This window comes from Streptomyces sp. NPDC104367, assembly GCF_055583825.1.
On sequence record NZ_JBVJND010000006.1, the window covers coordinates 39,136 to 52,650 of the forward strand.

Below are 13,515 nucleotides of genomic sequence, written 5' to 3' on the forward strand. Positions count from 1 at the left end.
ACCCCTCACACATGTGTCACACACTGCGGCGCGGGCCCGGCGGGAGCGCCGCCGGCACGGGGAGCGTCCCGACCCGCTGCCACTGCGGAGGCTGCGGCTGCCCGCCGCCGGTGCGGGCGCTGTACGCCCCGGCGCTGTACGCGCTGTATGAGCTGCCCCCGTACGACCCCAGGCCGATGCCGGTGCCGTGCGGGGCGATCCCGAACGCGGTGAACCCCAGCGCCTCCTCACCGCTGCGGTCACCCGGCAGCGTGCGGAAGGCCTTGACCCACTCCGCGTAGAGCGTGTCGTAGATGGGCGTGGCCGACGGCCCGCCCTGGGCTTCCTGAGCCGCCCGGGCGGGCGGAATCGCGGAGAAGGACGGCCGGTGCGGAGAAAGGTCGTATGCGTGCACGTATGTCCAAACGACCGGGTCGGTGAAGGGATGCGGCCGGGCACCGCCCCGTTGGGGGCGGTGCGCGGTACCGGAGGCGCGGCCGTGGCCGCGCGGGCGCGACGGGCCGCCCCTCCGTACGGCACTCGCCGGCGCCGCGGGCCCGCCCCGGCAGGTGCTCCTCAGACCCCCGCGAGGGGCAGCGCCGCCGCCACCAGCTTGCCGTTCGCCGCGGCCTTGTCGAGCGCGTCCCGCAGCAGGTCCTCCCGCGGCTGCCGCCCGATCGACCCCACCGGGGCCGCGAACATCAGCACCTGCTGGTGCTTGTTGGCGGCCGCCCGCCAGCCGTCGGTCACCTGGAGCGGCTGGTGCGCCTGCCACCAGGCCACCGGCTGGCCCCCGTTGGCGCTCGGCTGGAGCACCGCGTGCAGCTGGCCCACCGCCAGCAGCACCGACCAGCCGTGCAGCACCGGCGGCACCGCGGCGAGCTGGGTGACCGGCATGAAGCCCTGCTCGATGAGGAGCGGCAGGAAGTCGTCGCCGATCCCGTCCGTGCCGGGCCGCACGATCGGCGAGGTCGGCTCGACCACCAGCGCGGGGTGCAACTCCCCGGCGATCAGCACGAGTCCGCTGGTCACGCCGAGCACCGCCTGCTCGGGCACGGACTTCTGCGGGCCGCCCGGCGCGCTGTCGCCGCTGATCGAGCGGACCGCGCCCTGCAACTGCTCCTCGGTGACCTGGACGACCTGCGAGGGCAGGCAGGTGGCGTGGGCGAAGGCGAGGACTGCGGTCTCGTCGCCGATGAACAGGACGGTGCTGGTCCGTTCCTGTTCGGAGTCGCCCGGGGTGCGGCAGGAGGTGCAGTCGTAGCTGCCGGGGGCGTTGTCTCCGGCGAGCAGCCGGTCGGCTTCTTCGTCGCCGATCTCGGCGCGTACCTCGTTGCTGACGTCGAGCATGCGCGGCACGGTGGCTCCCTCGGGGTGCGGTGCGTGAAGGCCCGGGTGGCTCCCGGTCCGTGAGCCCCTCGGGGTTGCGGGCTCATGAAGAAGACAACGGGCGATCTGTGGTGGGGGTCACGCATCGGGGCGGTCGGGATCGAACCATCCGCTGCGCAGGGTGACCCGATGTGCGGAATCCGGCACTCAACGTCAACTCTTTGCAAGTCAAAGGATTTTGACGCGGTGAAGTGAATCACAGATCCGTCGAACCCGTGGTCGACAAATCGCGAAATCAGGGAATGAAGTGGGTGGCCGAAAATGACTGCTACCGTCGGTAACGCCGAACTGGCCTGGCCGGAAGGCGAGTTGGTTGATTCCGGGCGTTCCCGGTCCCTAGATTCCTCCGCCGTGTGCAGCGAGCACCGCTCGGGTACGTCCGCCGGCCGGCACAGGCAGAGCACCACCGCCACACCGGCCGCGGCGGACGGGGCGAGCACGGGGAACCGCGTCCATCGCGCGGGGACCCTGCCTCGCCCGGGGGAGCCCGGGTACGTGGAGAGGGAAATACATGTCCGAGTGTGCCGATACCACCCGTGAGACCGCCGCGCGCAACGGCTCCCGCAAGGGCCGTACGACGGCCGCCCTGGCCGGAGCGGCGCTGCTCGCCCCGCTGGGCCTGCTGGCGGCCACCGGCAACGCCGTGGCGGCGGACAACGGGGTGTGGGACCGCATCGCCCAGTGCGAGAGCGGCGGCAACTGGCACATCAACACCGGCAACGGCTACTACGGCGGACTCCAGTTCTCCGCCTCCACCTGGCGCGCGTACGGCGGCACCGCCTACGCGGCGACCGCCGACCAGGCCTCCAGGGAAGCGCAGATCGCCGTCGCCACCAGGGTCCAGAACGCCCAGGGCTGGGGCGCGTGGCCGGTCTGCTCCGCGCGGGCCGGGGCGTCCGGTTCGGCGCCCGAGAGCGCCTCCGCGACCACCAGGAGCACCACGGAGTCGGCGACCAGGCCGACGACCACCACGAAGTCGACCCCCGCGGCGAAGGCCCCGCGGCGCTCGACGGCCGGCACCGGCCACACCTCCGCCAAGGGTGACTACACCGTCCGCGCGGGCGACACCCTGAGCGCGATCGCCGAACGCCACGGCACCACCTGGCAGCGCGTGTACGCCGCCAACAGGGCCGTCATCGGCGCCGACCCGAACCTGATCGTGCCCGGACAGCGCCTCGCGCTCTGACGCGAACCCCTGCCACGCGGCACCCCGCCCCGCCCGGTCCGACCGGGCGGGGCGGGACGCGTTTCCACGGCATGTACATGTGGCACACCGGAGGGCGCGGGTCCCGACGTGACGCCGATTCACGCGCGGAGGGCGGGCGGCGCAGGGGGGTTCTGTGCCGAAGCGGTGAAATTCTTATGCGGTGTCAGGTTCCGTGAAGGCCTGCGGATTCGCGGGGGAATGGGGTGCCGCGGCCGCACCGAACCCCGCTTCCACCGCTTTCCGGCGGGCTTTTCGGAAGACCCGACCGGCACCGGGGAATTGCGTTCGAATGCGTCAGGAAGGCGTACGGAACCGCTCGTACGTGTGACCCGGTCCGACCGAAACGCGTGTCGTGATTCTGTGACAGAAGTGTGACCGGGGCCGGAACTCGGGATAGCGTGGCCGCATGGCACCGATTCCCACTCCGCCGGCGGAGCCCCAGGACAGCCCGGAAGGGTACGTAGGCCGCGACGCGAGCGGCGCGGAGCGGCTCGCCAGGGAGCGGGGGTGGTCGACGGTGCGCTCGCTGCCGCCGGGCGCGATCATCACCATGGAGTACCGGGCGGGGCGGCTCAACTTCGAGGTCCGGGACGGCGTCGTGACCCGCGCCTGGAAGGGCTGACCGTACGACGGCGAAGGCCCCGGTCCCGCACCGCGGGACCGGGGCCTTCGTGACGTGCGGGCGACTGTGCGTACCGCTCCCGCCGCCGTGCCGTGCCGTCAGCCGCCGGACAGGGGCCGGGCGGCCGGGGCGGCGGTGCCGCGCGGCAGGCGGTCGGAGTGCGGCGGGCGGCGGCTGCCCACCGGGGTCACCGGGGTGCGCTCCGAGCGGGCCGTGTGCGGGCCCGGCGCGAGGTGGATCGGGGCTCTCTGCGCGCGGACCGAGGCGACCGGTTCGCGCTCCGGCTCCGGGGCCGGCGACTCCTCCGCGGGCGCGGTGCGCGGCTTGAGGACCACCGGAGTGACCGGGACGGGCGCGGGCGCCAGGCCGCCGCGGCGGCTGCGCCAGCGGTCGCGCAGGTCGAACAGCGCGGACTCGGCGCGGGCGATGAACGGCTCGCACCACGGCAGCGCCAGCAGGATCAGCAGTCCGGCGGCCCACCCCAGCAACACGTCGCTCAGCCAGTGCGTACCGAGGTAGACGGTGGACATGCCGACCCCGAGCGAGGTGACCGCCGAGGCCGCGGACAGCCAGCGGCGGGCTCTCGGGGTGGAGGCCAGATACGCCAGAATTCCCCAGGTGACCACCGCGTTGGCGGTGTGGCCACTGGGAAATATATCGCCGCCCAGGCCCATCTCGTTCGAGCCGATCATGGTCGCGTAGTGCGGTCCGAGACGTCCCATGCCGAGCTTGGCGGCACCGACCGTGATGTTGAGCAGCAGCAGGGAGGCACCGAGCGTGAGCAGCGGGCGCAGGGTGTGCTGCCGCCAGGAGCGCCAGCCCAGCCAGGCCGCGACCATCACCGCGGTCGGGCCGCGCTGGCCGAGGACCACGTAGTAGTCGACGAACCAGTGGATCTCCGACCACTGCTGGTACGGCCGGAAGAACATGACCTGCCAGTCGAGCCGGACCAGCCACGACGTGATCACGACGGCCCACACGATCGCCAGGTAGAAGGCGAGGGTCGCGGTGAACAACACGACCCGGTGCCGGCTCATCCTCGGCACATCAATGTGGGCCGGTCGTTCCGGCTCACGGTCCAGCCTGGCGAACACCCGGTCCAGACGGGTGAGGTTTCGTTCGGTACGCACCCAATGGACGTTACAGCGAGTGAGCTCTGTTCCCGGTCGAAACTGCGGCTTTGTGATGACGATGTGATGTGGGAAACCTCTCAGGAGGCCTCCGAATTCTAAGGATTCCGTAATCCTCGGCGGGTCTGTCCTTCAATTCCTTTGATCATGCCGGGTCGCCGTTTTATGCCGCTTATGAATTCGTTAACCAAAGCATGGGGTGGAATTATCCGGCTGCTCATCGGTCCGACCGAAATGATCAAGGAGGCCCGGAGCCGTTCAGCCAGAACGCGCCATACGCCGCCGAGAGCACCGCCACATCCGCCGTGACCAGCACCGATCGTCGGGTGGGCAGCCGCGCGAGGGCCCGGGCGAGCGGCAGCAGCACCGGGAAGGCCGGCATCAGCAGGCGCGGCTTGGAGCCGAAGTAGCTCGACGCGCAGAGCGCGAGCGCGAGGACGACCCCCGTGTAGACCAGCAGCGGAAGCGGCTGGCGCTGCCGGACGCCGGTCACGTAGAGCCACAGCAGCAGGCCGACCCCCACGACCAGACCCGCACCGGCCGCGGCGGACGGAAATGACGTGAACTTGTCGGCCACGAAGCGTGCGAACGCGTAGCCGCCGTCGAAGCCGTTGCGCCAGCCGGCCTGGACGTCCAGATAGCCGAGCGGGCCCCGGCCGGTGTGATGGCCGACCCACAGCACATAGGCGGCGGTACCGAGGGGGGCGAGGAGCATGCCGAGGGCGCGACGCCGGACGGACGCGCCCTCGGCGTGGTGGGGTGCGCCGGTGGTGCGGGGGGCGCGAGCTGGATCCGGCGCGCCGGTTGCCCGTGGAACGAGCCCGGCGCGGGCGGCGCCGGCCCCCTCGGGGGCGTGTCCGCCCTCGTGCGCGCCGGGTGGGTCGTACGCGCTACGGTCCCGCGCGCCCCCGCTCCGATCCCGCACGAACGAGACCGCCCCCGCCGTCCACACCGCGGCCACCACGGCCAGCCCCACCGGCCGGGTCAGCCCCGCCAGCGCGGCCAGCAGACCCGCGGTCACCCAGCGCCCGGTCAGCACCGCGTACAGCCCCCACGCGGCCAGCGCCGTGAACAGCGACTCGCTGTACGCCATCGACTGCACGACCCCGACCGGCAGCACGGCCCACAGCAGCACCCCGCAGACCCCCGCCCGCCGGCCGTAGACGAAGTCGGCGACCGCGAAGATCCCCCAGGCCGCGCCGAGCGAGGAGCACAGACCGACCGCCAGGCCCGCGCCGGCGTACGACAGGGGCGTGAGCGCGTGCAGCAGGCGCTCCAGCCAGGGCAGCAGCGGGAAGAACGCCAGATCGGAGTGGACGTCGCCGTTGGGCAGCCGCACCCGGTAGCCGTAGCCCAGCGAGGCGACCCGCGCGTACCACAGCGAGTCCCAGCGCGCCGTCAACAAGGTGTACGCGCTCTTGCCGCGCGCCGCGCTCCACCCGGTCAGCACAACCAGGCCCAGGGCGCGCACGGCGGCGTACCCGAGCAGGGCCGGCGCCGCCCGGCGCGGGCCCGGGGCGCACGGCGCCGCCGCGGGCGTCTCAAGATCGGTCACGGGCTCGATTATCGACCGGCCGCGGAACCGGAGTGTGCGCCGCGACGTCAGCGGATACAGGTGGCAGTGGTGTACGCCACACGGGTTCCGCAGCAAGTGTGAGAGGTCCGCCACGTGTCCGTGGAACGAACTCGCGTACGCTGACGAGTCACTCGCGTTCGTATGCGCAGGCCGGAGACCCCGCTCCTCTCCGGCCGTACGACGGGGAGTCCCCACCCCGCCGATCCGCCGCACGCGAGGGATCATCTGGGAGGTACGTAGATGTCCGGGACGACCACGGCTGCCGTACACAAGCACCGTCGGACGCCCGGGGCCGGTGCCGGTGCCAACCGCTGGGTCGTCCTCGTCGTCCTCTGTGTCAGCCTGCTGCTGGTCGCCCTCGACGCGACCGTGCTGCACGTCGCGGTACCCGCCGTCACCGAGGACCTCAAGCCCGGTGCCATGCAGCTGCTCTGGATCGTCGACGTCTATCCGCTGGTCTGCGCCTCGCTGCTGATCCTCTTCGGCACGCTGGGCGACCGCGTGGGCCGGCGGCGTGTGCTGCTCCTCGGCTACACCCTGTTCGGCGTCGCCTCCGCGGCTGCGGCCCTCGCGCCGAGCGCCGAGGCGCTGATCCTGGCCCGGGCGCTGCTCGGCGTCGGCGGCGCGATGATCATGCCGGCGACGCTGTCGATCCTCCGCCAGGTCTTCCCCGACCGCCGGGAGCGGGCGCTTGCCATCGGCATCTGGAGCGCGGTGGCCGCGGTCGGCGCGGCCGTCGGCCCGCTCCTCGGCGGCTTCCTCCTCGAACACTTCTGGTGGGGCTCGGTCTTCCTGGTCAACATCCCGCTGATGCTCGTCAGCCTCCCGGTCGGCCGGCTGCTCCTGCCCGAGTCGCGCGGCGACCGCGACGGCCCCTGGGACGTCGTCGGCGCGCTGATGGCGGCGGCCGGGCTGTTCGGCGTGATCTTCGCCGTGAAGCGGCTGGGCGGCGGCGAACCCGCGGGCAGCGTGCTCACGGTCGCGCCGCTGGTGCTCGGCGCGCTGCTGCTGATGCTCTTCGGGCGGCGGCAGCGGCGGCGGGCGTTCCCGCTGGTCGACCTGAGGATGTTCGCGCGGCCCGCGTTCAGTACGGCGGTGTGCTGCATCGTGCTGGCGATGCTCGCGCTGGTGGGGCTCGAACTGATCGCCGCGCAGTACCTGCAACTGGTCCTCGGCCTGTCCCCGCTGGAGACGGGGCTGCGACTGCTGCCGCTGACGCTGGCCGCGATGGCGGCGGGGCTGGCCGGGGCGCGGATGCTCCGGCGCTTCGGGCCGCGCCGGATGGTGTGCTTCGGGTTCTGCCTCACCGCGGCGGCGGTGCTGACGCTGACGGGGATGGGCGGGGTCGACAACGCGGGGCTGCTGCTGTTCGGGTTCCTGCTGCTGGGCTTCGGCCTGGAGACCACGCTCTTCGGCGCGTACGAGTCGATGCTGAGCGAGGCGCCGGCGGCGCAGGCCGGAGGGGCGGCGGCGATCGGCGAGACGTCGTACCAGCTGGGCGCCGGGATCGGGATCGCGCTGCTCGGCAGTGTGATGAACGCGGCGTACGCGCCCGGGCTGGACGGGGTGGCGGGGGTGCCGGAGTCGTCGTCGGCCGCGGCGGCGCATTCGCTGGGCGAGGCGTACGAGGTCGCCGGGCGGCTGGGCGGGGCGGCGGGGGCGGCGCTGCGCCGTGCGGCGCGGGACTCCTTCGTGCACGGTCTGCATGTCACGCTGCTGGTGAGTGCGGGGCTGCTGTTGCTGGGGGCGGTGATGGCGCTGCGGTTGCCGCGGGTCATGCAGTGCGAGGGGGTGCCGCTGGAGGTTCCGGCCCCCAGGGAACCGACCCGCTCCCGCGTCTCGGCCTGACCGCCCTCCTCACCCACCCACGCACCGCCCGTTCCGGATTCTCGGAAGCGGGCCGACAGGTGGGGGTGCTTCGCCGTCGGCGGGTGCGGGTCAGGACCTTCTCCCACGCGCGCGCCGTTCGTTCGGGGTGGTTGAGGGGTGGGGGGCGGGCGTGGGGCCGGATGTGGGGGAGTGCGCTTAGCCTGGGGTAACTAGCGGTGGTAGTTACAGGGAGGGTGCCATGTCCGTGTCCGGGAAGTTGCCTCCGTTCGATGCCGGTGATCCGCTCGGGATCGACGAGCTGCTGGAGCCGGAGGACCTCGCCGTGCGGGAGACCGTGCGCAGGTGGGCGGCGGACCGGGTGCTGCCGTATGTCGCCGAGTGGTACGAGAGCGGCGAGCTGCCGGGTGTCCGGGAACTCGCCAGGGAGCTCGGCTCGATCGGCGCGCTCGGGATGTCGCTCAGCGGGTACGGCTGCGCCGGTGCCTCCGCCGTGCAGTACGGCCTGGCCTGTCTGGAGCTGGAGGCCGCCGACTCGGGCATCCGCTCGCTCGTGTCGGTGCAGGGCTCGCTCGCGATGTACGCCGTCCACCGGTTCGGGAGCGAGGAGCAGAAGCAGCGCTGGCTGCCCGCCATGGCCGCCGGTGACGTCATCGGGTGCTTCGGGCTCACCGAGCCCGACCACGGCTCCGACCCGGCCGCCATGCGGACGTACGCCAAGCGCGACGCCGGCGGCGACTGGGTGCTCGGCGGACGCAAGATGTGGATCACCAACGGCTCGGTCGCGGGCGTCGCCGTCGTGTGGGCGCAGACCGACAACGGCATCCGCGGCTTCGTCGTCCCCACCGACACCCCCGGGTTCTCCGCGCCGGAGATCAAGCACAAGTGGTCGCTGCGCGCGAGCGTCACCAGCGAGCTGGTGATGGACGACGTACGGCTGCCCGCCGACGCCGTGCTGCCGGAGGTCACCGGGCTCAAGGGGCCGCTCAGCTGTCTGTCGCACGCCCGGTACGGGATCGTGTGGGGCGCCATGGGCGCCGCGCGCAGCTGCTTCGAGACCGCCCTCGACTACGCGAAGTCGCGGGAGCAGTTCGGTCGGCCCATCGGCGGCTTCCAGCTCACCCAGGCCAAACTCGCCGACATGGCGGTCGAACTGCACAAGGGGATCCTGCTCGCCCACCATCTGGGGCGGCGGATGGACGCCGGCCGCCTGCGTCCCGAGCAGGTCAGCTTCGGCAAGCTCAACAACGTACGGGAGGCGATCGAGATCTGCCGTACGGCGCGGACGATCCTGGGGGCGAACGGGATCTCGCTGGAGTATCCCGTGATGCGGCACGCGACCAACCTCGAGTCGGTGCTCACCTACGAGGGCACCGTCGAGATGCACCAGCTCGTGCTGGGCAAGGCGCTCACCGGACTCGACGCCTTCCGGTGACACCCTGCGCGGGGCAGGGCCGGTGAGCGGCCCTGCCTCAGCTCTGGTTGAAGAACCCGTCCTCCCGGCGCCGGGCCGGTTCACCGTTGATGATCTCGGTGTTGGCGGGGGTCAGCAGGAAGACACGGTTGGACACGCGCTCGATGGAGCCGCGCAGGCCGAAGATCAGGCCGGCCGCGAAGTCGACGACCCGCTTGGCGTCGCCGGACTCCATGGCCGTGAGGTTCACGATGACCGGCACACCCTCGCGGAACAGCTCACCGATCGCGCGGGCGTCCCGGAAGCTGTCCGGGGTGACCGTGCCGATCCGGCGGCCCTTCTCCTCGGCGGTGTCCGAGGCCACCTTGACCCGAGGGTCGGTGACCCAGGCATCCCCGGGCTGCTCGGTCCCTTCGGAGTAGTCGTCGTCGTAGTAGCGCTCGTCATCGTTGTCGTCGACGAGGCCAAGCCAGGCACTCGCCTTGCGTACCGATCCCATGGACGCCTCCTCTCACAGCGGTCTTTCTTGCTTCCGCATCCCTATGGTCGTCCATGATGCGGATGGCGCGCCAAGTGGATAGACGCCGCGCGGGGGGTTTGTGACGGTACTGGTGCAGAGCGAATACGTCGAGAGCCCAGTCGTGCCAAGGGCCTTAGCTCACACGGCTGCTGACTGAGAGTGAAATATGATTGTTCCGGGCGTATGGGTGACGGGCAGTGCGTCCGGGTGAATGAGTTGGGGGGATTTCGGGCGTGTTCGGGATGGTCAGACCTTGTGCTCATCGGCTCGGTGAGCGGTTCAAGGACCAGTGGATGGCGCACTTGTGCGGGCTCTGCCTCGCGCTGCGCGGCGACCACGGTCAGCTCGCGCGGATCGTGACGAACTATGACGGGCTTCTCATATCGGTTCTGACGGAGGCTCAGGCGCGGCGGCCCGGGGCGGGGCGGCGCACTGCGGGGCCGTGCCCCCTGCGCGGGATGCGGACCGCGTCCGTCGCGCAGGGCGAGGGCGCACGGCTCGCCGCCGCCGTCTCCCTGGTGCTCGCCGCCGCCAAGGTGCGTGACCATGTCGCCGACGGGGACGGCCTGCTGGCGCGCGGGCCGGTCGCGACGGCCGCCCGCCGGGTCGCCACCGGCTGGGGGCGGGCGGGCGCCCGCGGCGGCGCGGCGGTCGGGTTCGACACCGGGATCCTCGTGGACGCCGTCGACCGGCAGTTCGGCATCGAGGCCATCGCCGGGCCGGGGACGCCCCTGCTGACGGTCACCGAACCGACCGAGACCGCCACCGCGGCCGCCTTCGCGCACACCGCAGTGCTGGCCGGACGGCCGGACAACGCCGTACCGCTCGCCGAGGCGGGGCGGCTCTTCGGCCGGCTCGCGCATCTCCTGGACGCCGTGGAGGACAGGGCGGCCGACGCCGCGGCGGGCGCCTGGAACCCGCTCGACGCCACCGGGACCGCCACGGCCGAGGCCCGCCGGCTCGCCGACGACGCGCTGCACGGCATCCGGCTGGCCCTGCGGGACACGGAGTTCACCGACGGCGGGCTGGCCCATCTGCTGCTCGTGCACGAACTGGGGCGCTCGGTGGACCGCGCGTTCGGGACCTCGCCGGCCTGCTCGGCCCATCTGCCGGGACCGCAGGCCCCGCCGGAGAAACGGGGTTTGTTGGCGGGGTGCGGGATGTTCGCGCTGCTGTGCTGCGGCTGCCGGATGTGCTGTGCGCAGGAGTACGAGGGCCCCTGGTCGCGGAAGCGGCGCGAGGGCTGCTGCCAGAACTGCGACTGCGACTGCGACTGCCCGTGCGACGGCTGCGACGGGTGCGACGGCTGCGACTGCTGCTGTCCGTGCGACGGCTGCTGAACCGGCGGCCGTCGTACCGACGACCGGCGGGCCTGCGGTCGCGTCAACACGGGGCGGGTGGTGCCCGTATACGGGGTGACGGTGGTGAGGAGGTTCACCTCGGGGTTCTCCCGGATCGTGTTTCCGGGACGTAAAACAAAAACATGATCGGGTGACCGCTGCCCCGTGAGGTTCGTTGGCCGGGGCGCAGAACCATTTCTGCCTCGGTTCTGCGCATCCACCGAACCGCCTCCTGATTAAGGCACTTCCGTGCAAGCAGCCACCATTCGAACTAGGCTCCTGAGGATCCTGGTCCTCGCCCTCGCCGTCCTGCTGACGCTGCTGGGCGTCGCGGCGGTCGAGCAGGTCTCGGCCTACAGCAACGCCTCCGCCACCGCGGACAACGCCCGCCTGGAGATCACCCTCCAGGGCCTCATCCACGAACTCCAGAAGGAACGCGGCCTCACCACCGGATACGTCGGCGGCGTCGCGGAGTTCGGCGGCAAGCTGCCCGCACAGCGCAAGGCCACCGACACCGCCAGGGACCTGCTGGACAAGGCCCTCCAGGGGCGCGGCGACCCGGCCGCCGACTCGGTGCGCGAGTCCCTCGGGCGGCTCGACGGGCTCGCCGGGATCCGCAAGCACGCCGACGACCGCACCGGAGTGGTGAAGGACACCTTCGACTACTTCACCACCACCATCACCGTCCTGGACCGGCTCGACCTCGGCCTGAGCGACGTCCACGACGGCACCCTGCGCGACGCCTACCAGGCGCTCCAGGTCCTCGGCAACGCCAAGGAGTTCACCGGTGAGGAGCGGGCCATCGTGCTCGGCTCGGTGCGCGCCGGGAAGTTCCAGGGCGACGACTACAGCCGCTTCATGGAGATCAGGGCCGGCCGCCTCGCCGCCCTGGACGCCTTCCCCCGCTCGGCCACCGACACCCAGCAGCGCCGCCTGGACGCGGCCCTGACCACCTCGGACGCGGAACGCGCGCTGGCGTACGAGGACACCGCGGTCAAGGGCAGCGGCCGGCTCAAGTGGAGCGACATCCCGCCCATGCGGTGGTGGGACGCGATGACCGCCACCATCAACGGGCTGCGCGACGTGCAGGTCTCGCTCGGCGCCGACGTCGAGAACCGCGCCGCGGCCCTGGAGGACACCGCCCGGCGCGACCTGCTCCTCTTCCTGCTGCTCGCCCTCGGCACCGTCGCCGCGCTCGGCGCGCTCGCCCTGGACTGTGTACGGTCCGTCTCCGCGCCGCTCGCCGAACTGGCCCGGCAGGCCAGGGAGACGGCCGGGACACGGCTGCCCGAGGCCGTCGCCGCCGTCCAGGACGGCACCGCGGGCCGCAGCCCCGCCCCGCCCGCCCCGCTCGCCGTCCCCGGCCGGGCGGGCGCCGAGGTCAAGGAGGTCGCCGAGGCCTTCGACCGGGTGCAGCGCGCCGCCTTCGACCTCGCCACCGAGCAGGCCGTGCTGCGCCGCAACGCCACCGACTCGCTGGTCAGCCTCGGCCGCCGCAACCAGAACCTGGTGCGCCGCCAGATCGGCTTCATCAACAGGCTGGAGCACGAGGACGCCGACCCCGCGACCCTCGCCAACCTCTTCGAACTGGACCACCTCGCCACCCGTATGCGCCGCAACGCCGAGAGCCTCCTCGTCCTCGCCGGGGAGTCCAGCCCCCGCCCCTGGTCCACCCCGCTGACCATCACGGACGTCCTGCGCGCCTCGCTCGCCGAGGTCGAGGAGTACCGCCGGGTGACCCTGCGCCGGGTCGAGCCCGTCCACCTCAGCGGCTCGGTCGTCGTCGAGATCGCCCACCTCCTCGCCGAGCTGATCGAGAACGCGCTCAGCTTCTCGCCGCCTGACTCGGACGTGGAGATCGAGGGCTGCCGCACCAGCGCCGGCTACCTGGTCGCCATCGTCGACCACGGCCTCGGCATGGACGCCCAGGCGATCGCCGAGGCCAACGTACGGCTCTCCGGCACCGCCAGCTTCATGGCCGAACCCACCCGGTTCCTCGGCCACTTCGTGGTCGGCGCGCTCGCCCGCAAGTGCGGGATCGAGGTGCGGCTGGGCGAGGCGCCGGCCGCCGGTGTGGTGGCCCGGGTGCTGATCCCCGTCAGCCTGCTCACGGAGCCGACGGCGACCCCCCCAGCAGGCCGCCGCGGCCACCAGGGCCACCGCGACCGCCGCCGGGCCGGCCGCCGTACCGGCACCGCGCAAGGAGCCCGACACGGCTCAGCTCGCCGCCGTCACCGCCGGGCCGGCCCGGTCCGGGCAACCGCAGAAGAAGGGGACCTCGGCCGCCCGCACCCGCAACGGGCTCGTCAAGCGCCCCCAGCGCAGCGCGATCGCGGAGGCCGTCAGCGAGACCGGCCGGCCCGGCCGGCCCGCGCCCGAGGAGCCCACGCCCCAGCGCAGCCCCGAGGAGATCTCCGGGATGCTGTCCACGCTGCGCAGCGCGCACATGCGGGGCGGGATCAGCGTGGAGAAGGAGAAGCGGGAGAAGAAGGCGGACCACGAGGGTGACGT

11 protein-coding genes are annotated in these 13,515 nt (G+C 72.4%); 6 read left to right on the forward strand and 5 right to left on the reverse strand.

Features of this window, described 5'->3' with window-relative positions; translation table 11 throughout:
* Positions 1–16 precede the first annotated feature (16 nt).
* Both ACZ619_RS10805 and ACZ619_RS10810 read right to left on the reverse strand, forming a co-directional pair.
* Positions 17–394, reverse strand: a complete 378-nt coding sequence (locus ACZ619_RS10805; protein WP_469596847.1) for a hypothetical protein — start codon at positions 392–394, stop codon at positions 17–19.
* Positions 395–555: 161 nt separating this feature from the next.
* Positions 556–1,338, reverse strand: coding sequence for a hypothetical protein (locus ACZ619_RS10810; RefSeq protein WP_469596849.1), 783 nt, complete (start codon positions 1,336–1,338; stop codon positions 556–558).
* A gap of 541 nt (positions 1,339–1,879) precedes the next feature.
* Here ACZ619_RS10810 and ACZ619_RS10815 point away from each other — a divergent pair.
* Complete coding sequence (locus tag ACZ619_RS10815; RefSeq protein WP_469596851.1) at positions 1,880–2,554, forward strand: transglycosylase family protein; 675 nt, start codon at positions 1,880–1,882, stop codon at positions 2,552–2,554.
* Between the two features lie 427 nt (positions 2,555–2,981).
* Positions 2,982–3,197 (forward strand): I78 family peptidase inhibitor, encoded by a 216-nt coding sequence (locus ACZ619_RS10820; RefSeq protein WP_469596854.1) that lies wholly within the window; start codon positions 2,982–2,984, stop codon positions 3,195–3,197.
* Between the two features lie 98 nt (positions 3,198–3,295).
* Here the strand turns inward: ACZ619_RS10820 and ACZ619_RS10825 are convergent, their stop codons facing one another.
* Positions 3,296–4,327 carry a phosphatase PAP2 family protein gene (locus ACZ619_RS10825; protein WP_469596856.1) on the reverse strand — a complete coding sequence of 344 codons (1,032 nt, stop codon included), beginning with the start codon at positions 4,325–4,327 and terminating at the stop codon, positions 3,296–3,298.
* Between the two features lie 238 nt (positions 4,328–4,565).
* Positions 4,566–5,882 carry a hypothetical protein gene (locus ACZ619_RS10830; RefSeq protein WP_469596858.1) on the reverse strand — a complete coding sequence of 439 codons (1,317 nt, stop codon included), beginning with the start codon at positions 5,880–5,882 and terminating at the stop codon, positions 4,566–4,568.
* Between the two features lie 261 nt (positions 5,883–6,143).
* Between ACZ619_RS10830 and ACZ619_RS10835 the strand changes: the two genes are divergently transcribed.
* Both ACZ619_RS10835 and ACZ619_RS10840 read left to right on the forward strand, forming a co-directional pair.
* On the forward strand, positions 6,144–7,751 hold the full coding sequence (locus tag ACZ619_RS10835) for an MFS transporter (RefSeq protein ID WP_469596859.1): 1,608 nt from the start codon (positions 6,144–6,146) through the stop codon (positions 7,749–7,751).
* 220 nt (positions 7,752–7,971) lie between these two features.
* Complete coding sequence (locus ACZ619_RS10840; RefSeq protein WP_469596861.1) at positions 7,972–9,165, forward strand: acyl-CoA dehydrogenase family protein; 1,194 nt, start codon at positions 7,972–7,974, stop codon at positions 9,163–9,165.
* A gap of 37 nt (positions 9,166–9,202) precedes the next feature.
* Here the strand turns inward: ACZ619_RS10840 and ACZ619_RS10845 are convergent, their stop codons facing one another.
* Complete coding sequence (locus ACZ619_RS10845; protein WP_469596863.1) at positions 9,203–9,643, reverse strand: cell division protein SepF; 441 nt, start codon at positions 9,641–9,643, stop codon at positions 9,203–9,205.
* A gap of 254 nt (positions 9,644–9,897) precedes the next feature.
* Between ACZ619_RS10845 and ACZ619_RS10850 the strand changes: the two genes are divergently transcribed.
* Together ACZ619_RS10850 and ACZ619_RS10855 are read left to right on the forward strand one after the other, a co-directional pair.
* The gene (locus tag ACZ619_RS10850; protein WP_469596866.1) at positions 9,898–11,004 is read left to right on the forward strand and encodes a DUF5685 family protein; all 1,107 of its coding nucleotides are present in this window, start codon (positions 9,898–9,900) and stop codon (positions 11,002–11,004) included.
* Positions 11,005–11,253: 249 nt separating this feature from the next.
* The gene (locus ACZ619_RS10855) at positions 11,254–13,512 is read left to right on the forward strand and encodes a sensor histidine kinase (protein WP_469596869.1); all 2,259 of its coding nucleotides are present in this window, start codon (positions 11,254–11,256) and stop codon (positions 13,510–13,512) included.
* Positions 13,513–13,515 lie beyond the last annotated feature (3 nt).